Source organism: Acinetobacter sp. YH01020 (assembly GCF_013420275.1).
Classification (GTDB): Bacteria; Pseudomonadota; Gammaproteobacteria; order Pseudomonadales; family Moraxellaceae; genus Acinetobacter; species Acinetobacter amyesii.
Window position 1 is genome coordinate 56,605 of the sequence record NZ_VOYN01000012.1, and the last position, 18,449, is coordinate 75,053.

Annotated in this window: 17 protein-coding genes, 1 tRNA gene and 1 pseudogene; 11 read left to right on the top strand and 8 right to left on the bottom strand. The window is 38.9% G+C overall.

The window, feature by feature from the left end:
• The first annotated feature begins 19 nt into the window (after positions 1-19).
• Positions 20-532 (top strand): hypothetical protein, encoded by a 513-nt coding sequence (locus FTT85_RS06915; RefSeq protein WP_180164085.1) that lies wholly within the window; start codon positions 20-22, stop codon positions 530-532.
• 375 nt (positions 533-907) lie between these two features.
• On the top strand, positions 908-2,533 hold the full coding sequence (locus FTT85_RS06920; RefSeq protein WP_180164087.1) for an NAD+ synthase: 1,626 nt from the start codon (positions 908-910) through the stop codon (positions 2,531-2,533).
• Positions 2,534-2,799: 266 nt separating this feature from the next.
• Here FTT85_RS06920 and FTT85_RS06925 read toward each other — a convergent pair.
• Positions 2,800-2,876, bottom strand: a tRNA-Met gene (locus tag FTT85_RS06925).
• Between the two features lie 167 nt (positions 2,877-3,043).
• On the opposite strand from FTT85_RS06925, the gene FTT85_RS06930 reads away from it, so the two are divergent.
• A complete protein-coding gene (locus FTT85_RS06930) occupies positions 3,044-3,460 on the top strand; it encodes a hypothetical protein (protein ID WP_180164089.1) in 417 nt (138 codons plus the stop codon).
• A 293-nt stretch (positions 3,461-3,753) separates the two neighbouring features.
• Positions 3,754-4,194 (top strand): universal stress protein, encoded by a 441-nt coding sequence (locus FTT85_RS06935; protein WP_078189919.1) that lies wholly within the window; start codon positions 3,754-3,756, stop codon positions 4,192-4,194.
• A gap of 109 nt (positions 4,195-4,303) precedes the next feature.
• Here FTT85_RS06935 and FTT85_RS06940 read toward each other — a convergent pair whose 3' ends face one another.
• From FTT85_RS06940 to FTT85_RS06950, 3 genes and pseudogenes are all read right to left on the bottom strand, one after another.
• Entirely contained in the window at positions 4,304-4,621 is a 318-nt protein-coding gene (locus tag FTT85_RS06940) for an MGMT family protein (RefSeq protein WP_180011029.1), read from the bottom strand.
• Between the two features lie 332 nt (positions 4,622-4,953).
• Positions 4,954-5,386: pseudogene (locus tag FTT85_RS18690) on the bottom strand (transposase); the annotation flags it as partial.
• Between the two features lie 122 nt (positions 5,387-5,508).
• Positions 5,509-7,008: a sodium:proton antiporter gene (locus tag FTT85_RS06950; protein WP_180020652.1), complete on the bottom strand. Its 1,500-nt coding sequence runs from the start codon at positions 7,006-7,008 to the stop codon at positions 5,509-5,511.
• A gap of 219 nt (positions 7,009-7,227) precedes the next feature.
• Between FTT85_RS06950 and FTT85_RS06955 the strand changes: the two genes are divergently transcribed.
• Positions 7,228-7,785, top strand: coding sequence for a hypothetical protein (locus tag FTT85_RS06955; RefSeq protein WP_180164091.1), 558 nt, complete (start codon positions 7,228-7,230; stop codon positions 7,783-7,785).
• A gap of 57 nt (positions 7,786-7,842) precedes the next feature.
• On the opposite strand, the gene FTT85_RS06960 is transcribed toward FTT85_RS06955, so the two are convergent.
• Positions 7,843-8,748 (bottom strand): neutral zinc metallopeptidase, encoded by a 906-nt coding sequence (locus FTT85_RS06960; RefSeq protein WP_078193008.1) that lies wholly within the window; start codon positions 8,746-8,748, stop codon positions 7,843-7,845.
• Between the two features lie 46 nt (positions 8,749-8,794).
• Entirely contained in the window at positions 8,795-9,721 is a 927-nt protein-coding gene (locus FTT85_RS06965) for a DUF808 domain-containing protein (RefSeq protein WP_180164093.1), read from the bottom strand.
• A 201-nt stretch (positions 9,722-9,922) separates the two neighbouring features.
• Between FTT85_RS06965 and trpS the strand changes: the two genes are divergently transcribed.
• Complete coding sequence (gene trpS / locus FTT85_RS06970) at positions 9,923-10,936, top strand: tryptophan--tRNA ligase (protein ID WP_180007457.1); 1,014 nt, start codon at positions 9,923-9,925, stop codon at positions 10,934-10,936.
• 357 nt (positions 10,937-11,293) lie between these two features.
• Here trpS and lysS read toward each other — a convergent pair whose 3' ends face one another.
• Positions 11,294-12,820, bottom strand: coding sequence for a lysine--tRNA ligase (gene lysS / locus FTT85_RS06975; protein ID WP_078193012.1), 1,527 nt, complete (start codon positions 12,818-12,820; stop codon positions 11,294-11,296).
• A gap of 462 nt (positions 12,821-13,282) precedes the next feature.
• Here lysS and FTT85_RS06980 point away from each other — a divergent pair, with 462 nt between their 5' ends.
• Positions 13,283-13,789, top strand: coding sequence for a YqiA/YcfP family alpha/beta fold hydrolase (locus FTT85_RS06980; protein ID WP_078193013.1), 507 nt, complete (start codon positions 13,283-13,285; stop codon positions 13,787-13,789).
• 93 nt (positions 13,790-13,882) lie between these two features.
• Here the strand turns inward: FTT85_RS06980 and FTT85_RS06985 are convergent, their stop codons facing one another.
• Positions 13,883-14,428: an adenine phosphoribosyltransferase gene (locus FTT85_RS06985; protein WP_078189930.1), complete on the bottom strand. Its 546-nt coding sequence runs from the start codon at positions 14,426-14,428 to the stop codon at positions 13,883-13,885.
• Positions 14,429-14,955: 527 nt separating this feature from the next.
• On the opposite strand from FTT85_RS06985, the gene rubA reads away from it, so the two are divergent.
• From rubA to oxyR, 4 genes are all read left to right on the top strand, one after another.
• Positions 14,956-15,120 carry a rubredoxin RubA gene (rubA, locus tag FTT85_RS06990; RefSeq protein ID WP_005179369.1) on the top strand — a complete coding sequence of 55 codons (165 nt, stop codon included), beginning with the start codon at positions 14,956-14,958 and terminating at the stop codon, positions 15,118-15,120.
• 77 nt (positions 15,121-15,197) lie between these two features.
• Entirely contained in the window at positions 15,198-16,376 is a 1,179-nt protein-coding gene (locus FTT85_RS06995; RefSeq protein ID WP_180183185.1) for an NAD(P)/FAD-dependent oxidoreductase, read from the top strand.
• A gap of 58 nt (positions 16,377-16,434) precedes the next feature.
• Positions 16,435-17,373, top strand: a complete 939-nt coding sequence (locus FTT85_RS07000) for an alpha/beta fold hydrolase (RefSeq protein WP_218950222.1) — start codon at positions 16,435-16,437, stop codon at positions 17,371-17,373.
• Positions 17,374-17,384: 11 nt separating this feature from the next.
• The gene (oxyR, locus tag FTT85_RS07005) at positions 17,385-18,290 is read left to right on the top strand and encodes a LysR family transcriptional regulator OxyR (RefSeq protein ID WP_180007453.1); all 906 of its coding nucleotides are present in this window, start codon (positions 17,385-17,387) and stop codon (positions 18,288-18,290) included.
• Positions 18,291-18,449: the final 159 nt, after the last annotated feature.

Here is an 18,449-nt window from a genome sequence, read left to right on the forward strand (position 1 = left end):
ACAATAAACACTTTTCATCATGTTGCCTTTCTTTCACACACTCATTCGGCTGCTAAAACTTGAAGGTTTTAAATATCGATCACTTACGGCAGGTGAAATATCCATGTGTCGCAGTGTGTTTGGGGATTTGATTCAATATGAACAAGTGAAAGTGATGAATCACCCTTTTTTGCCTTGGCAATCGGCACATGTGGTCATGGCGCCGCAGGGGTATATTCATGCACGAAATTTACTGTTTAAAGCGGACTATGCCAAAGCGTCTTTAGGATATCGTGCCCTGTTTATTCATGAGATGGCCCATGTTTATCAATACCAGCAGCAGATCAATGTTTTGGGTCGGGGTGCTATTTTACAGATGGCGTATTTCTTCAGTTTTAAAAAATATAACCCTTACCGCTATACCCTCAAACCACACAAAGCATTTTTTGACTACAACATTGAGCAACAAGGCGACATTGCTCGTGACATCTATTTAAAGCGAATTAAAAATATTATTTTATATCCAGAACTTGTTCATCAAATTGAGCTATAAAGCTTCCATGCTCTATAGCGAATATTTTTAGATAAAATTGAATATCGCCTGATCATTCTATTTCACACTATTGCTCGACCATTGACGCTATTTTAAGTACAAAAAAACAGCATTAATATTTACTTTATGGCACATAATCTCAGCTAGGCTTTTAAAAGCTATGAATACCTCTAGTATCTCGCTTAAATTCAGATAAAATAGGCTCACCTTATTTTTTTGCTTTGCATCAAAACAAGTGAATTATCATACGATGATGGTGTTTTGTTTTCGCCTTTCGGCAGTATTTTTCGTATCTAAATACACTCGCTGAATAATCACAATAATACAAATCAGTGTGTTAAGTGTATTCACCTATAGGAATAGGATTTAGTTGGAATGAATAGTTTTAAAATTGCACTTGCTCAGTTCTCTCCGCATATTGGTAACCTAGAATCTAACGCAGCAAAAATGCTTAAACAAGTCAATGCTGCAAAAGAACAGAACGCAGATATTATTGTTTTTCCGGAACTTTCTACAGTTGGTTATCCTGCTGAAGATTTATTATTACGTCCAAGTTTAAATAAACGTACACAGCAAGCTTTTGAACAATTAGCGAGCATTAAGGACATCGTTTTAGTCTTTGGTTTTGTAAATCAAACTGAAGATGGTCAGCGCTATAACTCTGCTGCTGTCATGAAAAATGGTCAAGTTCTCGGGATTTACAATAAACAAAATCTTCCAAACTATAGCGTTTTTGATGAAAAACGTTATTTCAGTGAAGGTCATCAACACCTAGTCTTTGAATATTTAGGTCATAAGTTTGGTGTGTTGATTTGCGAAGATGTTTGGGCATTACCAACTGTTCAACAGCTTGCTCAGTTAAATGTTGAAACCGCTTTGGTTTTAAATGCTTCACCTTATGAAGTTGGTAAACCACAGCATCGCATTGAAACCATGGCTGCATTGACCAAACAATTGAACATCAATTTGGTTTACTGTAACCAAGTGGGCGGTCAAGATGACCTTGTCTTTGATGGCACAAGCTTTGTGATGAACAATTCAGGTGAAGTTGCATTGCAAGCACCGAGTTTTGTTGAAGATCTATATATCGCAGAATACGATGCTGAACAAAAAGCCTTTAAAACAGGTGCAATCACGCCTGTATTAAATACCATGGCTGAAATCTACCAAAGCCTTGTAATCGCAACCCGTGACTACGTACAACGTTCAGGCTTCCCTGGCGTGATTTTAGGTCTATCTGGTGGTATTGACTCAGCATTAACTTTAGCGATTGCTGCCGATGCGATTGGCGCCGATAAAGTTCAAGCGGTCATGATGCCATATACCTATACCGCGCAAATCAGCGTTGAAGATGCTGCTGAACAAGCCAAGAATATGGGCGTAACTTTTGGTATTGCCGAAATCAACCCGATTGTGAATGGCTTTATGCAAACCTTGTTCCCTTTCTTTGGCGATGCACCGACTGATGCGACTGAAGAAAACTTACAAGCGCGTTCTCGCGGTACATTGTTAATGGCCTTATCGAACAAGTTCGGCAATTTAGTCCTTTCTACAGGGAACAAGTCTGAATTATCTGTTGGCTACTGCACATTGTACGGTGACATGGTCGGTGGCTTTGCGGTTCTTAAAGACGTTTATAAAACGATTGTATTTGAACTAGCAAAATACCGTAACAGCATTTCAGAAACACCAGTGATCCCTGAACGTGTAATTACTCGTCCACCTTCTGCGGAACTTCGTCCAGATCAGAAAGACCAAGACTCTCTACCTGAATACGAAGTATTGGATGCCATCTTGTATGCGTATATCGAAGAAGACATGAGCCAAGATGACATCATTGCTAAAGGTTTTGATGCTGAAATTGTGAAAAAAGTCATCCGTTTGGTTGATCTAAACGAATACAAACGTCGCCAAGGCGCAATCGGTCCACGTATCAGCTCACGTGCATTTAGCCGTGAACGTCGCTATCCGATCGTGAATGGTTGGAAACCGGGTATCTAATTACTCGATTCAAATCAAAAAGCCCAGTTCTATAACTGGGCTTTTTTATAGGCGCAAAAAACACAGCAGTAAATATAAAAAGTAATTGAGATGTGTATTTCAAAAGTTAGGTCATCAAATAATGCAGTTAAGGATTTGAGTTCTCTTTTATTTCCACATAAACATCGTGAACAGATCATTTTATTAGTGCTGTAATTATTTTCAATCTATTTGACTTTTTCTAGGCACAAAAAAAGAGACCAAGCTGAGAGCTTGGTCTATAAAAATGGTGGCTATGACGAGACTTGAACTTGTGACCCCCGCATTATGAGTGCGGTGCTCTAACCAACTGAGCTACATAGCCGTAAACTGTGGTGGCATTATCTAGATTTCACACATTATCGTCAAGCATTTTTGTATGCAATTGTTCAGAGTTTAAACAAGCAAAGTTCAAGATGTTACTATTTAAGCAAATCATGCTATTTTTAGCCCTAATTACTATATTTTTTGATTAAAAATTAGAGTTTTATCATGCAATTCAATCCGATAAAAAAAGCCTGTCTGACCCTCAGCCTTGCTGTCATGACATTAACGGGCTGCCAAATCGTCTCGCCTATTTTTGTTGACTACAATGGCGTGCGACGTGATGTGGCGACTTGGATTAATAAACAGCCCTTATTAAGCATGCAACAAAAACGCAGCATGGCTCAACTTAGCCGAGCACAGCAACCAATCATTCGTCTCGACTTCAATGATCAGGAGAAATTAGTCAGCGTTGCCCGCACCAATGAAGCTGCGATGTATTGTGCCAATCAGCATTTATCAGCGCGACAAATTCAACGACTGCAAAAACAGATCTTCCCAGAAGACGCTTTACATAAATTAAACTTGCTTGAGCAACAGGCTTTGCATATTACCCTTACAGAGCAAGAGAAACAGTGTGATTAATCAATTCACACCGTTGGGTTCATGCATCTAGACTCAATTTTTTCAGCACCAAATTGTCTTACAATCTAGACATAGCTGCTTACATTATTGAGCATTTTTGCTATCGCTAAGCATGGTGAAAACAAGTCCATATTTTTGCAATATTTTTATTGCGAATTTTGCAATATCCTTATGAATTTACTTGGTTTTATTCCTAAATAAAAAAGCGTATGATGAAACTATGATCAATGTAAATAGCGCTTTTTTTCAGGTTTTTCCATCCAAATTCAATTGATCAGATAAGGAGAAATAAGATGGCTTTAAATAATATTTTAGTTCCAGTGGACGGTTCAGAAACTTCTTATGCTGCGGTGGCTAAAGCTGTCGAGTTTGCAAAAACTTTTGGCAGTAAAATTACTGTGGTTCAAGTACTGACGCTCGATCCGTATATTGCTGCAGAGTATATTTCAGCAGCACAAACCAATGATTTAATTGAACGTGCTCGTGCATCGATTTTAAATACACTTGAAGAAGCAAAAGCGAAATTTTCAACTGAAGGTGTCACTGTTGAAACTCGCTTACTTGAAGGTCAAGTGGTGCATACTGAACTGGTTAAAGCTGCAGAAGAAACACATGCGGACTTGATTATTATTGGTTCACATGGCCGTACAGGGATCAAAAAATTCTTCTTGGGCAGCGTAGCTCAAAGCGTACTAGGTGCTTCAGACATTCCTGTTTTGGTTGTACGCAAATAAGCCATTAGATTTATAGCGTGAAATAAAAAGCCTTCTGATCCTAGAGGGCTTTTTATTGACTACTTCATCAATTATAAAATTATAATTCTATGTTTAAGGCAAGGATTTTTTAGGGTAACCATTGATATTGTTTCAATGAGATGCGTCCATTCACCACAAAGACATTTTCAGCTGCCAATTTCAATTGCTGGATATTTTCACCTTTTTCATTGCAACGCTGCGTGCTGATTTTTCCCTGAGCATTCACCACCCGATGCCATGGGATCGTTGATGTTGTATCTAGATGCTTTAGTACATAGCCAACCAGTCGTGCATGTTTCGGTAAACCCGCTAATTTGGCAATTTGTCCGTAAGTGGCAATCTTCGCCTGCGGTATCAATTGAATGACCGACAAAATTTGCGTTGCCAATTCATCACTCTGCTTCATCTGATCTCCTTTGAGCCGCATAAAAAAGAGAACCCGAAGGTTCTCTTTGATTAATACTTAATTTTGACAGATTAGTACAGTAATTGGTTGTGATCGATTAGATCTTGTAAAGTCACATCGGTATTTTTCAAAGTGAGTAATTCAACTTTATCGACACATTTGGGCTATGACAACCATTTGTATAAATATCGCCCCTTGGTAGAGAGCGCATTTATGCAATTAAAAACATGGCGAGATATCGTATTTCTTATGCAAAAAGACAGCGTCATTTAAAGCAGAACTTCAAATAAACTTTATCATGATGTGACTAAAAGCTTCATGACGGCACACCTTACACGTCGGACTGTCTTTAAGAATTCATTTCTTCCCAAAGCCACAGTTTTTTGTCTTTTCATGGTTTCGCATTTTTTCTTTGAGGAATGACTAGAGTGCTTATAAATCTGAAATGATATGCCTACAGCATTTTGTGTCATATGCGCCATCGGTATAGCTAGAATTCATTGGCTCACTAGGTGAAATTTATGCAAGTAAGTTTTCTAGTACTTATGAACTGCTGACATTGTTGTCATGAGCTGAATTGTCCATGTTTGCAATGTTTTCAGCATCTATACCAATACGAAGTTTACGCCATTGTCGTCGACCTTCAGACTGATGTTTATTAGGTTTCGATTCACCTTCAGCTAATAACTTCAAACCTATAGAGACAACAAGTAGATGTAGTCCATCAGAACTTTTTTGATAGCTAATCGCAATATCAATATGTTTTTATCTCCTGCTGAATGACCAGTCATAATTTCCCACATTTTGCTGTTTCATGATGGAACACAGCTAGAAATAAAAAAAGGAAATGCTCAAGCATTTCCTTTTTTTAAATCGAACAAAGCAATTTAGAAGTTTTCGGGATTTTCTAATCGACGAACTTCTTGCACTTTCTCTGGATTATGTACAGCAGCAACACCATCATCCGCTTTGGTATCTATTAATGCTTCTGGGTTATATACCGTGATGGTTTCATTACCATGTATATCTTCGCCCACGATATATTGGAAACCCTTTTTATTCATTTTATGGCACATTCTTTGATACCAACCTTTGAAACCTTTGGTTTCTTCATTCGGGTTGTAATAAAAAGCATTCATCACAGCGGGTAAACCGAGGCCACACACGAGGCCCGACATTAAGACTGCAATAAATGTATATCCAATCAAAATACTGCTGTATTCACTGAGTTCAGGAATATTGGCAACAGCAAGGATTAAGGCCAATGAAATACCGCCACGAACCCCACCCCACGATAAGATGGCAAGGCTACCGTTGTAACTTTTTTTGCGGAAACTTGGGAAGAATGCAAAAGATAAATAGTTTGCTGCAAAGCGCGATGCATGCAAAATGATAAACGCCACCATACCACCTAAAATCAAACTGATACTTAAATCTAAGATAAATAACTCAAGTCCGATCAGGGTAAATAAGAAGGAGTTGATGATCCCTTCCACCGTATGCCAAAAATGATTGACTTCACGAATTTCACGATCTTGTAAAATTTCTTTCCATTTATTCCCAACAATCAAACCGCCAATGACACATGCAATAGGTGCTGATGCATGTGCGAAGAGTGCCACGAGATAAGATCCACATGCCAATAATGCTGTCGTTAAAATCAAGGATTCCATTTCATGTTTACCGCGGAGTAATCGTAAAATCCCTAAACCGAATGCCCAGCCAATGATGACGGCGACAACAATTTCATACAACAGCGTTTCAAGCGTGCCAATAACGGTAAAATGCTCACCTTGTAAGACATTTAGTAAGGTCATAAATACGGCAATACACATGGCATCATTAAAGAGGGATTCGCCTTCTAGTTTGACTATTAAGTGATGTGGCGCACGCACCGAACTTAGTACACCTTTCACCCCAATCGGGTCGGTTGCGCCCAAAGCCGCACCTAATAACAACAACACCAATAAATCAACATGATGACCAATTAAGAACTGATAACCATATAAGGCAACACCAAAAAACACCGCACAAAGTACCAAGGCAATACTGGCCAAAATACTGATCGGCTTCCAATGCAGACGTAAATCTGAAACTTTAAATTTCAAGGCTGATGAAGTCAAAATGAAACAAATCACGCCATTAATTAAAAAGTCATAAAAGTCGATATGACGAACGGCCTCTTCAATATTGTGTAAATTAATCGTCACAAATTGATTGCCATTGAGTAGACTTGCGCCCCATTGCAAAATAAAGACAAAAATTGCAGAAACAATGGGAACACCTATGGCTTGTGGAAAGCCCAAGATACGTTTATTAAAAATCGTGGTTGCAATCGAAAGTGCAAAAATAACGGTAAAAACCTGTAGAAAAAAATAATTTCCCATTTCGTTCCCAATTTTGGTGCTGTGTCGCCTACAGAGTGAGATATAGGTATTTTGAAAATAAATACTAAATTTTTTAGTATTTGGAAATAAAATATTCTAACGAATTTTATCTAAATTACGTGTATCAATTCAGTTTTTTTCACATCTTTTATCAAGATCATTTAACATAGCAAGCCTGCATCGATTTTATGCATTTTTATCCTCTAATTTATTTCTCCTATGCATCAGACCATTAAAACTATTTTTCGACTCTTTTTTGCTGCTGTGATCTTTATCATTACTGCAGCGCTGATCCTGACTTGTTTTAGCAAGACACAGGAAATTTTACGTGCTGAGCACTATTTTAGTCAGGTAAAAAAGGTTTCACTGGATTCAACACCCAAAGAACAATTGGTTTTGGTCTCCAATAATGAATCACCCGATCGTGCGATTTTTATCATGCTGGCGAATAATGGTTATCTTGCCAAACTGAATTGTGAAAACTATGCACAAGATATTTGTCTCGATGAATTTAATCAGCAACACACCCGACAAATTCAACACCTCGATTTACTCAAAATCGGACAATTTCAATATATCCAAAATGTGAGTTTCACCAATAGCCGCACTGGACAAAAAAAACAATTACGCTATAGCGATGCCCAATTAAAACAGTTCTATCAAAACGATATTTCAGGCCTTAAATATACTGTTTTTGGCGTGGCTTTATTTGCATTTGCCGCATTGTATGTCAGCTATCGTATTGTTCGAAACTTCAAATCATTTCTCAACAAATAAGCTTCAATCTATTTTTCAATGAAAAAAAGAGGATGTTTGCATCCTCCTTTTTTTGTTTTAAATGGCTTGGTTAAAGGTATCACAGCTATTGATATTGCCTGATTTCAACCCTGTCTGGAACCATTTCATACGTTGTTCACTGGTGCCGTGCGTGAAGCTATCTGGGACCACTTGCCCAGTTGCACTTTTCTGTAAATAGTCATCACCAATCTTATGTGCAGCGTCCATCGCTTCTTCTACATCACCCTGCTCTAAAAATTGGGTACGCTGTTGATTATGATGCGCCCAAATACCCGCAAAGCAGTCTGCTTGTAGTTCTTGCATGACCGAATAACGATTACCCTCAGCTTTAGATGCTTGCGCACGGGCCTGCTGGACTTGCTCAGAAATGCCTAAAATCGTTTGGATATGATGTCCAACTTCATGGGCAACCACATAGGCTTGCGCAAAATCACCCGCCTGATCTTGGCGACTCAATTCTGTTTGATTTTGTTCACCCGTAATGCCCATTTGCGTACGCATATCTTTAAAGAATGCGGTATCAATATAGACCTTCTGATCTGCTGGGCAATAAAACGGCCCCATTGCAGCTTGTGCTGTACCACAACCCGAGTTGACCACACCATTAAACATAACCAACTTAGGCGCTTTATACTGAGCATTTAACTGTTCTTGAAAGACTTTATTCCACGTATCTTCCGTATCGGCCAAAACAGTGCCAACAAAATCCATCGCTTCTTGTTGTTCCGGTGTTGGATTATCCAGACCTTTGACTTCAGCCGTTTGACCCTGTGAAGTCACTTGTTTGGTCGCCTGATAAGCTTGCTGCGGATCTACACCAAAAAATTTCCACGCAACAAATGCCACAACCAAACCGAGAATACTGATCCCACCCGCTTTTGCACCTCCACCACCGCGACGGTCTTCTACGTTTGAACTAACTCTTCGACCTTTCCAGCGCATAGTGATCTTCCTTATATAAAATAGTTTATATCCGTGTGTTTACAGATTAATCCTTTTGCGACTTTGGCCATACTTTTTGAACTAAAAATACGACGCACAGCACGATTAAACCTGCAATAAAACCTGTCGCTAAATTAATTAAAGTCGGTGTTAATGCACCCACAATACTGCCAACTGTAGGAATATGTTCTGCATAATCTACAGAGCCTTCAATAAAATGGTGTAGCAAAGGCACACCATGGGTAATGATGCCACCACCCACTAAAAACATGGCAATCGTACCAACAATGGTCAATGTCTTCATCAACTTAGGTGCAAATGCTAACAAACCTTGTCCAACGGTCTTTTTAAATTGTGATGCTTGTTGAGTGAGATAAAGTCCTAAGTCATCAATTTTGACAATCATCGCGACAAAACCATAAACACCAACGGTCATTATAATTGCAATCACCGAAAGCACCATGACCTTGGTCCCAAATGCCGCAGTCGCAACCGTACCCAATGAAATCACCACAATTTCAGCAGATAAAATAAAATCGGTACGGATGGCTCCTTTAACTTTTTCTTTCTCAAAAGTCACCAAATCCGTTTCAATATGGATCATCTCTTCACGAGCAACTTCTTCTGTTTTGGATTTTTTATGATGCAAACTATGCAGGACTTTTTCCACACCCTCATAGCACAAAAACAAACCACCAATCATCAAAAGCGGTGTAATCAGCCAAGGTGCAACCACACTGATCAATAAAGCAGCCGGAACCAAAATTAATTTATTAACAAAAGAACCTTTGGCCACAGACCAAACAACTGGAAGTTCACGATCCGAACGTACACCACTGACTTGTTGCGCATTCAGTGCTAAATCATCTCCAAGGACACCTGCTGTTTTTTTGGCTGCCATCTTACTCATGACAGCAACGTCATCCAACACAGTTGCAATATCATCAAGTAAGATTAATAAGCTACTCGCCATTATTTTTATCCTTTAGGCATTTTTTAATATTCTAATTCTATTTAACGCTAAAATTGTATTTAGTTTTTTAATAATTAACAAAATATTCACCCATTTTTCAGTCAATTGTGCTGTGTCAGTAACAATCAAAAATAGAATGCCGTACAATGGGACATTCTTTGAAAATCAGCCGTAGCTTTGACTACCACTTTGGAACAGATAATGAGTACTCAAGATAATCGTCCAGTGATTTTGACTGGCGACCGTCCGACTGGACAATTACATTTAGGTCATTTTGTAGGTTCTTTACGTTCACGTGTAGGTTTACAAGATTCGCATCATCAACATCTCCTTTTAGCTGATGCTCAAGCCTTAACTGATAATGCCGATAACTTCGAAAAAGTTCGTCGCAATATTATTGAAGTCGCAACCGATTATCTTGCTGTAGGAATTGACCCAACCAAAACCACGATTTGCGTTCAATCATGCTTACCAGCATTGAATGAATTGACCATGTTGTATTTGAACTTTGTGACGGTTTCTCGCTTAGAGCGTAATCCCACCATCAAATCTGAGATTCAAATGCGTGGATTTGAGCGTGATATTCCTGCAGGTTTCTTATGCTATCCAGTGGCTCAAGCTGCCGATATTACAGCGTTTAAAGCATCTGTCGTTCCAGTGGGCGAAGACCAAATTCCAATGATTGAACAAACCAACGAAATTGTTCGTCGTTTAAACCGTCAAATTGGTCGTGACGTACTTCCTGAATGTAAAGCTTTACTCTCTAATGTAGGCCGCTTACCAGGTTTTGATGGTAAAGCAAAAATGTCTAAATCTTTGGGCAATACCATTGTGCTTGACGCGACTGATAAAGATATCAAAAAAGCCGTAAACGCAATGTATACCGATCCAAATCATTTACGTATTGAAGATCCAGGTCAAGTGGAAGGTAACGTGGTATTTACTTACCTTGATGCATTCGACCCAGATAAAGATGCTGTTGCGGAACTGAAAGAACACTATCGTCGTGGTGGCCTAGGCGATGGTACGGTGAAAAAGCGTCTTGAAGGTGTGCTAAAAGAGCTCATCGGCCCGATCCGTGAACGCCGTTTAGAATTGCAAAAAGATCCTGACTACATCATGGATATTTTAAAAACCGGTACCGATAAATGCCGTGATATTACCCAACAAACGTTGGATGAGATTAAATCTGGACTGGGTGTATTCCACTTCTAAATTTAAAAAATTCCATAAAATTAAGCCTTTCCAATGTGAAAGGCTTTTTTATAGGCACTTTTTGTGAAAGTATTCACAAAATCTCCTTAGTTTTAACGTTAGGTAACATCACTTAACGTGAACACCAATGAAATGACTGACCGTTCACTCTATTATCTATTTATGTTTTAGGAATACCTAAATTCATAACATTTCTCCTTTACCGAACCTGTGGAAACAGATTCGTTGTTATACGCAATGAACACCCCAATCATTGCGTATTTTTTTGTCTGAAAATTGGCTAAGAAGAATTAAATATCCTCTATTGAAACAATAAAAAAACCCGCATTAAGCGGGTTTTTTATTTCAAAAACTAAATTAGTTTTTATGACGCATATGAGGGAACAAGATCACTTCACGGATACTTGCTGCATTCGCAAACAACATCACCAAACGGTCAATACCGATACCCTCACCCGCTGTAGGAGGTAAGCCGTATTCCAATGCTTCAATGAAGTCTGCATCGTAATGCATTGCTTCATCATCACCTGCATCTTTTTCGGCAACTTGGGCTTGGAAACGTTCAGCTTGGTCAATCGGATCATTTAACTCTGAGAAACCATTTGCCAACTCACGACCACCGATGAAGAATTCAAAACGGTCCGTAATATGTGGATTTTCATCATTACGACGTGCCAATGGTGAAGTTTCCGCTGGGTATTCTGTGATGAATGTCGGTTGACGAAGTTCTGTTTCAACTGTTTCTTCAAAGACGATGGTTTGAAGTTTGCCTAAACCAAAACCAGGTTTTACTTGCTCTTTCAGTTCATTTTTAACAAAGTTTGCAAGGAACTCACGATCAGATACATTTTCAGCAGTGAACGTTGGGTTGTGTTCAAGAATCGCATCAAACATCGAAATTTTCTTGAATGGACCTTTGAAGCTATACACTTCATCACCATAAGGCACATCAGTCGAACCTAAGATGTCAATGGCCAATTTTTCAAGCATATTTTCTGTCAAAGCCATCAGGTCTTTGTAGTCTGCATATGCTTGGTAGAATTCAATCATGGTGAATTCTGGATTATGACGTGTTGATACACCCTCGTTACGGAAGTTACGGTTAATTTCGAACACGCGCTCAAAACCACCAACGACCAAACGTTTTAAGTAAAGCTCAGGTGCAATACGTAAGAATAAAGGCATATCCAAAGCGTTGTGATGAGTTTCGAATGGACGCGCAGACGCACCACCCGGAATCACATGCATCATTGGTGTTTCAACTTCCATGAAACGCTCATTGCTCAAATATGAACGAATACCTGACACCACTTTTGCACGAATTTCAAAAGTTTTACGTGTTTCTTCGTTCATGATGAGGTCTAAATAACGTTTACGGTATTTAACTTCAGTATCTGTCAAACCATGGAATTTGTCTGGAAGAGGACGAAGTGATTTGGTTAAAAGCTCAAAATGTTCAATATGAACATAAAGGTCACCTTTACCAGAACGACCAATATAACCTTCAATGGCAATAATATCGCCCAAATCGAGTGCTTTAATGGTCGCAAGAACGTCAGCATCTAACTCTTTACGTGGTACATAAAGCTGGATACGACCAGTCATATCTTGGATTACGATGAATGAACCGCGGTTCAACATCACACGACCAGCAACTTTTACATAAACCTTTTCGCCTGCTTCAATTTCTTCTTTTGATTTTTCAGCGAATTGATCTTGTAGGTCTTGTGCATAGTGTTCACGCTTAAATGTGTTAGGCCACGGGCTAACACCTGTTTCCTTGGCGTGCTCTTTGATGTGCTCTAACTTGGCATGACGCTGTGCAATTAAATCGTTTTCGGAAATGGCTTGTTCAGAAGTCGATTGAGCGTTATGTTGCGTCATCTCTGTCTCAAATAGTTAAAAAACGGAAGTTGCATAGCATAGCAGATTTCCTTTGAATTGAGCAGTAAGCAATGCGCGCATTTTTTTAATAAGTAGAAATTTATCGAAGTAAGATGTTTTAATCGTTATACCTTCAGGTAGACATAGAACATACCTTACAGATGTGCAGTAGATAAAAAATTAAATACTCAAGCTCGAAAACCTACATTTTAACGATATCAAATGATAACTAAAAGCTTTAAAAAATACTTATAACTATCAATACATTAAAATAAATATTAATAGCTTAATTCAACCTTTTAATCTATTTTCTTTAAGACTAAAGTCTTTTAAATGCCTACAAATTAGACCAAAAGCTAAATTCTCTTTTTGACAATTCTCTCTACAATGAAATCATAAAATTGTTGAAAAATAAAATATTCAACACATCCAAAATGTCTGAAAACAGTGTGTAGAAAAACAATGACTTCCTGCTTATCGAAAATTCTGTTTTTACATGGATTGGATTCTTCCCGTGAATCTACGAAGTTCCATGCCATCAATGCAAAACAAAAATTCTGTATTGAAGTGGACTATCGCAACTTAAATTTTCAAACTGTTGCGGACTTTTACCACGAGAGTATTGAAACCATTAAGCCCGATATCATCGTCGGTCATAGTCTCGGGGCATACTGGGCTTTGAAAATGTCGCTGTTTCATCGCATTCCTTGTGTGATTGCTAACCCGAGTCTGCATCCAGACTTTCGTGACGACTACCCTGCAATTAATGAAATGGATTTGGATCACGATATTCCACAAATTGCCTATATCGAACGTGGCGATGAAATCTTGGATATGTATGAAGCAGAACAACAACTCGAAGACTATATGCAAGTTCAAGTGATGGATGGCGGACACCATCGTCTACAATGCCCTGAAAATATTAATGATTTAATCCAACATCTCGAATTAAACTATTTAAAAAAATAAATCATAAGATTAATCATAAGTAGCAACGTCTTTTTTATCAGACATAAAAAAGCCCTGTCATAGACAAGGCTTTTTACATTTTAAAACTGACGCTTAGGCAGCATCTGCTTCAGGACGTGTTTTATCATCTAAAACAGACCAAATATTTAGTCCTAAATCTTTATGCAAGTCAGGCAAATCTAAGAAAATGCTTGCGCCTAAAACTTGGTGTTTACATTTTTCAGCCAATTGTTTCACTGCACGAAGCGTACCGCCCGTCGCCAATACGTCATCCACAATAATTACTTTTTGTGATTCGATTTCAGCTGACATTTCAAGACGATCTAAACCGTATTCAAGGCTATAACCAACACCGACAACAGGTGGTGGTAATTTTCCGGCTTTACGTACCAACACCAAACCTTTGCCTGTACGCTGAGCAAGTAAGCTTGCCAAAACAAAACCACGCGCTTCAACTGCAATAAAGCTATCTACTTCTGCCAATTGCTCAGCTGGAATACTTGCAATTAGGGCATCAGTTAACGATTCGATGTTATTCATAAATAACGGCGTAAGGTCAAAGAAGCAAATTCCTGGTTTTGGGAAATCTTGGACAGTACGAATGTTAGACCACAATGCCGCAGCAGTAGAATTACTCATAATAGGAGAAAATAAATTAAGGAAGGAATGTGTGAATTTTAACGCGATTTGAGAGAAAAGAACAGCTAACCCCCGACTAAAATGCATATTTAAGATACAGCAAATTTACATAAGTTACTGATTATTAATATTGTATTTATTTAAAAAATATCAAATATATATTTTCCCAATCATAAAATAAAAGATTTTAGAGTTTTTTTCTGCAAGACTTTAGTCTATGAATATAGAAAAAGCGGTATTTAGAACCCAATTCACGGAAATGAATTCAAATATACTTTTCAATAGGCATAAATATTGTCAGACAATTTTTCCCAGATCTGGGGTTTTGATGATATTTATTGTCCCTCACTGCCATTCTGCTTTTAATTTCACTCATTAAACTCTTAGCCACTTTACTTTATAGTCAGAACTGCGTAAAAATTTAACATAAGAGTCTACTGTATAAGGCTAATTAACCTTAAGGTATAAACTTATACAGTTATGAAGTATTTACTGACTTAATTTTATGTCAGTTTTTGGAGAATGGAATGAAAAAGTATCAGTGCATCGTTTGTGGATGGATTTATGACGAAGCAGAAGGCTGGCCACAAGACGGTATCGTGGCAGGAACGAAATGGGAAGATATCCCAGATGATTGGACTTGCCCAGACTGTGGCGTCTCAAAAGTAGATTTTGAAATGGTTGAAATCTAATAAATAGAATCTAAGGCCATCATCGTTATGGTCTTTTTTTTGTCTTTAAAAAATATGAAATGTGTTTGGAGTTGAGTATGCACCCTATTGTCATTATTGGTTCTGGTATGGCGGGATATGCCGTTGCACGTGAATTTCGAAAGTTAAATACTGAACTAGAACTTATTATGATCTGTGCGGATGATGCCATTAACTACGCTAAACCGACATTATCCAATGCGCTCGTTGGTAATAAAGCTCCTGAGCAAATCCCTCTAGGGGATGCCGAAAAAATGTCGGCTCAACTCAATATGCAAATCATCAATAAGAGTTGGGTTAAATCCATTGATGCAGCAAAACATGAGCTTACTATTGAAAGCCAAAATGGAACTCAAACACAACTATATTCAAAACTCGTTTTAGCCGTCGGCGCAAATCCAATTCGCTTAGCTATTTCGGGTGATGGCAGTGAAGACATTCACGTCGTCAACAATTTAGATCACTACAAAGCTTTCCGTAAACAGCTTGCAGCACGTGAAGATAAACGTGTGGTGATTTTAGGGGCAGGCTTGATTGGCTGTGAATTTGCCAACGACCTCCAAAATACTGGGGCGAAAGTATCGGTGGTCGATTTAGCTCCGCAACCTTTGGGTCGCCTACTGCCGTCTCATGTTGCAGCTAAATTCCAAAGCAATTTAGAAGAAACGGGTATTCAATTCGTTTTAGGTACGACAGTCGACAAAGTGTCACGTATTGAAAATGGTGACTATCAAGTGAGCCTTGCCAATGGTCAAAGTTTAGTGGCAGATGTTATGTTGTCTGCGATTGGTCTACAGCCTGAAATTAACTTGGCAAAACAAGCCGGCATTCACACCAGTCGAGGCGTATTAACCAATAAAGGCTTAGAAACCAACTTGGCAGATATCTATGCTGTCGGTGACTGTGCTGAAGTCAATGGTACCCTTCTTCCATACGTCATGCCGATCATGCAACAAGCACGTGCTTTGGCAAAAACCCTCAATGGCGAACATACCGCAGTGCATTATCCAGCTATGCCTGTAGCCGTTAAAACACCTGCAGCACCTTTAACTGTCCTTCCTGCGCCAATTGATGTAGAAACCCAATGGGAAACAGAAGAGCTTGAAGATGGCATGATTGCCCGTGCGATCGATCAAGATGGCGTATTACGTGGATTTGTACTGCTCGGTGCAACTGCTGGGAAGCAACGCTTAACTTTGACTAAGCAGGTTCCGGACTTGATTCCCGCTTCAGTTTAAGGTTTAAATACAAGGACGTCCTGATAATAATAGACGTCCTTTTTAAAGGAAAATAAAAATGAATAGTGCCCTTCAGTTTAATATTTCACCTTATGCCTCTTTTATGTATGAAACTCGCGTAGAGTTAGGCAATGGCATTGAACTTCATGTCGAGGTGGGTGGTCATCCTGAAGATCCTGCAATCTTACTGATTATGGGACTCGGCGCACAAATGTTGTATTGGCCCGATTTCTTTTGTAAGTCCCTAATAGACCAAGGTTACCGAGTTATTCGCTTTGATAATCGCGATATTGGTCTATCGAGTAAAATTCGTAACCCAGGTCCACGCCTCAACACCTTTAAACTGATGGGACGTTTTGTCTTAGGTTTAGAAAACCAAGGTGCGCCCTATGATCTATACGATATGGCAGACGATGTTGCACTGTTAATTGATCGTATGGGACTTGATAAAGTCCATATTTTAGGCGCTTCGATGGGCGGCATGATTGCTCAAATCGTGGCAGCACGCTATCCAGACAAAGTTCACAACTTAAGCTTACTTTTTACCAGTAACATCCAACCCTTACTTCCACCGCCATTTCCAAAGCAGTTATTTAGTCTAATTGAAAAACCTGAATCTAACGATGAAGATGGCATTATTAACCATAGCCTGAAAGTTTTTAATATTATAGGCTCTCCAGGCTATATTAATCAGCTTGAAGTGATACAAACTGCACGTAAACTCTATAAGCGGAGTTATTACCCAGCGGGTGTACTTCAACAGTTTTTAGCAATATTATGTACAGGTTCCCTGCTGCAGTTGGATAAACAAATTCAGCATAAAACCATTGTGGTTCATGGAGCTCGTGACCGTTTGCTGCCGCCAAGCCATGGTAAGGCCGTTGCAAAGGCTATTTCAGGTGCTAAATTTGAATTAATTGATGGAATGGGGCATGATATCCCACCGCATTTTATTCCATATCTTAGCGGTTTGTTTGCTGATCACTTTAAATCATAAATTAGGACACTATGGCTGCATTACCATCCTTAAGACAGCTGTCATATCTAGTAACACTGTCAGAAACGCTACACTTTACTGAAGCTGCGCGTCGTTCTTTTGTCACCCAGTCTACTTTGTCTGGCGGGATCATGGAACTTGAGCGTTTACTAGGTGGCGTATTGGTAGAACGCGACCGTCAAAACGTGCGTTTAACTCCTCTTGGTGAACAAGTTGTCGGAAGAGCTCGAGTTCTATTGGCAGATGCGCAAGACCTAATGCGTTTAAGTCGTGAAATGAGCGAACCTCTAACGGGTGATTTACATCTAGGGGTCATTCCTACTATTGCGCCATTTTTACTTGCACCATTATTAGAAGAAGTGCATAAGCAACTACCAAAAATTCAATTGCATTTACATGAAGCACAAAGTGAAAAAATTGTTGAGAAACTCGAGCACGGTAATCTAGATATCGTATTACTTGCTCTTCCTTTCGATACACGTAGCTTGAAAGTTGCAGAAGTAAACAAAGAAAAATTGTTCTTGGTGTACAACAAAGCTGACCAAAATGCAGCTCAAGCGAAATCTTTAGACGACCTAGATTTATCTCGTTTAATGTTGCTTGAAGAAGGCCATTGCTTACGTGATCATGCTTTGAGTGCTTGCCCGATTGGTGAACGTAAAAACGACCATCGTTTAAAAGCAAGCTCATTGCCAACTTTGGTTGAAATGGTTTCCGCAGATTTAGGCTTTACCTTATTGCCTGAAATTGCAGTTCATACCAATATGATCAAAGCCAATGAAGATTTGGCTGTGAAAGAAATTGAAGCAAGCCCTACACGCACATTAGCATTGGTGACGCGTAAAAGTACGCCGCTTCAAAGTGAATTTGATGTATTGCTTCAAATCTTGCAGAAAATCACTAACAATCTGCACTAACTAATCAGTGTGAAAATTCTTTGTACACGACAAAAAAAGATAACTCATTGAAATAATGGCATAATACTTGTTTTCTGACGACGAATATGATGACACATTTCAATGAGTTACATCTCATCTTAAACAAATATCTAAAGTGGAACAAGTCACATGCAAAAT

What these genes read in the sequence shown, in the direction of transcription:
- FTT85_RS06950 (WP_180020652.1), bottom strand. Translation starts at nt 7,008, where the DNA reads ATGGGAAATTATTTTTTTCTACAGGTTTTTACCGTTATTTTTGCACTT.
- trpS (WP_180007457.1), top strand. Translation starts at nt 9,923, where the DNA reads ATGAGTACTCAAGATAATCGTCCAGTGATTTTGACTGGCGACCGTCCG.
- FTT85_RS06985 (WP_078189930.1), bottom strand. Translation starts at nt 14,428, where the DNA reads ATGAGTAATTCTACTGCTGCGGCATTGTGGTCTAACATTCGTACTGTC.
- FTT85_RS06915 (WP_180164085.1), top strand. Translation starts at nt 20, where the DNA reads ATGTTGCCTTTCTTTCACACACTCATTCGGCTGCTAAAACTTGAAGGT.
- FTT85_RS06960 (WP_078193008.1), bottom strand. Translation starts at nt 8,748, where the DNA reads ATGCGCTGGAAAGGTCGAAGAGTTAGTTCAAACGTAGAAGACCGTCGC.
- FTT85_RS06930 (WP_180164089.1), top strand. Translation starts at nt 3,044, where the DNA reads ATGCAATTCAATCCGATAAAAAAAGCCTGTCTGACCCTCAGCCTTGCT.
- FTT85_RS06980 (WP_078193013.1), top strand. Translation starts at nt 13,283, where the DNA reads ATGACTTCCTGCTTATCGAAAATTCTGTTTTTACATGGATTGGATTCT.
- rubA (WP_005179369.1), top strand. Translation starts at nt 14,956, where the DNA reads ATGAAAAAGTATCAGTGCATCGTTTGTGGATGGATTTATGACGAAGCA.
- lysS (WP_078193012.1), bottom strand. Translation starts at nt 12,820, where the DNA reads ATGACGCAACATAACGCTCAATCGACTTCTGAACAAGCCATTTCCGAA.
- FTT85_RS06995 (WP_180183185.1), top strand. Translation starts at nt 15,198, where the DNA reads ATGCACCCTATTGTCATTATTGGTTCTGGTATGGCGGGATATGCCGTT.
- oxyR (WP_180007453.1), top strand. Translation starts at nt 17,385, where the DNA reads ATGGCTGCATTACCATCCTTAAGACAGCTGTCATATCTAGTAACACTG.
- FTT85_RS06935 (WP_078189919.1), top strand. Translation starts at nt 3,754, where the DNA reads ATGGCTTTAAATAATATTTTAGTTCCAGTGGACGGTTCAGAAACTTCT.
- FTT85_RS07000 (WP_218950222.1), top strand. Translation starts at nt 16,435, where the DNA reads ATGAATAGTGCCCTTCAGTTTAATATTTCACCTTATGCCTCTTTTATG.
- FTT85_RS06955 (WP_180164091.1), top strand. Translation starts at nt 7,228, where the DNA reads ATGCATCAGACCATTAAAACTATTTTTCGACTCTTTTTTGCTGCTGTG.
- FTT85_RS06940 (WP_180011029.1), bottom strand. Translation starts at nt 4,621, where the DNA reads ATGAAGCAGAGTGATGAATTGGCAACGCAAATTTTGTCGGTCATTCAA.
- FTT85_RS06920 (WP_180164087.1), top strand. Translation starts at nt 908, where the DNA reads ATGAATAGTTTTAAAATTGCACTTGCTCAGTTCTCTCCGCATATTGGT.
- FTT85_RS06965 (WP_180164093.1), bottom strand. Translation starts at nt 9,721, where the DNA reads ATGGCGAGTAGCTTATTAATCTTACTTGATGATATTGCAACTGTGTTG.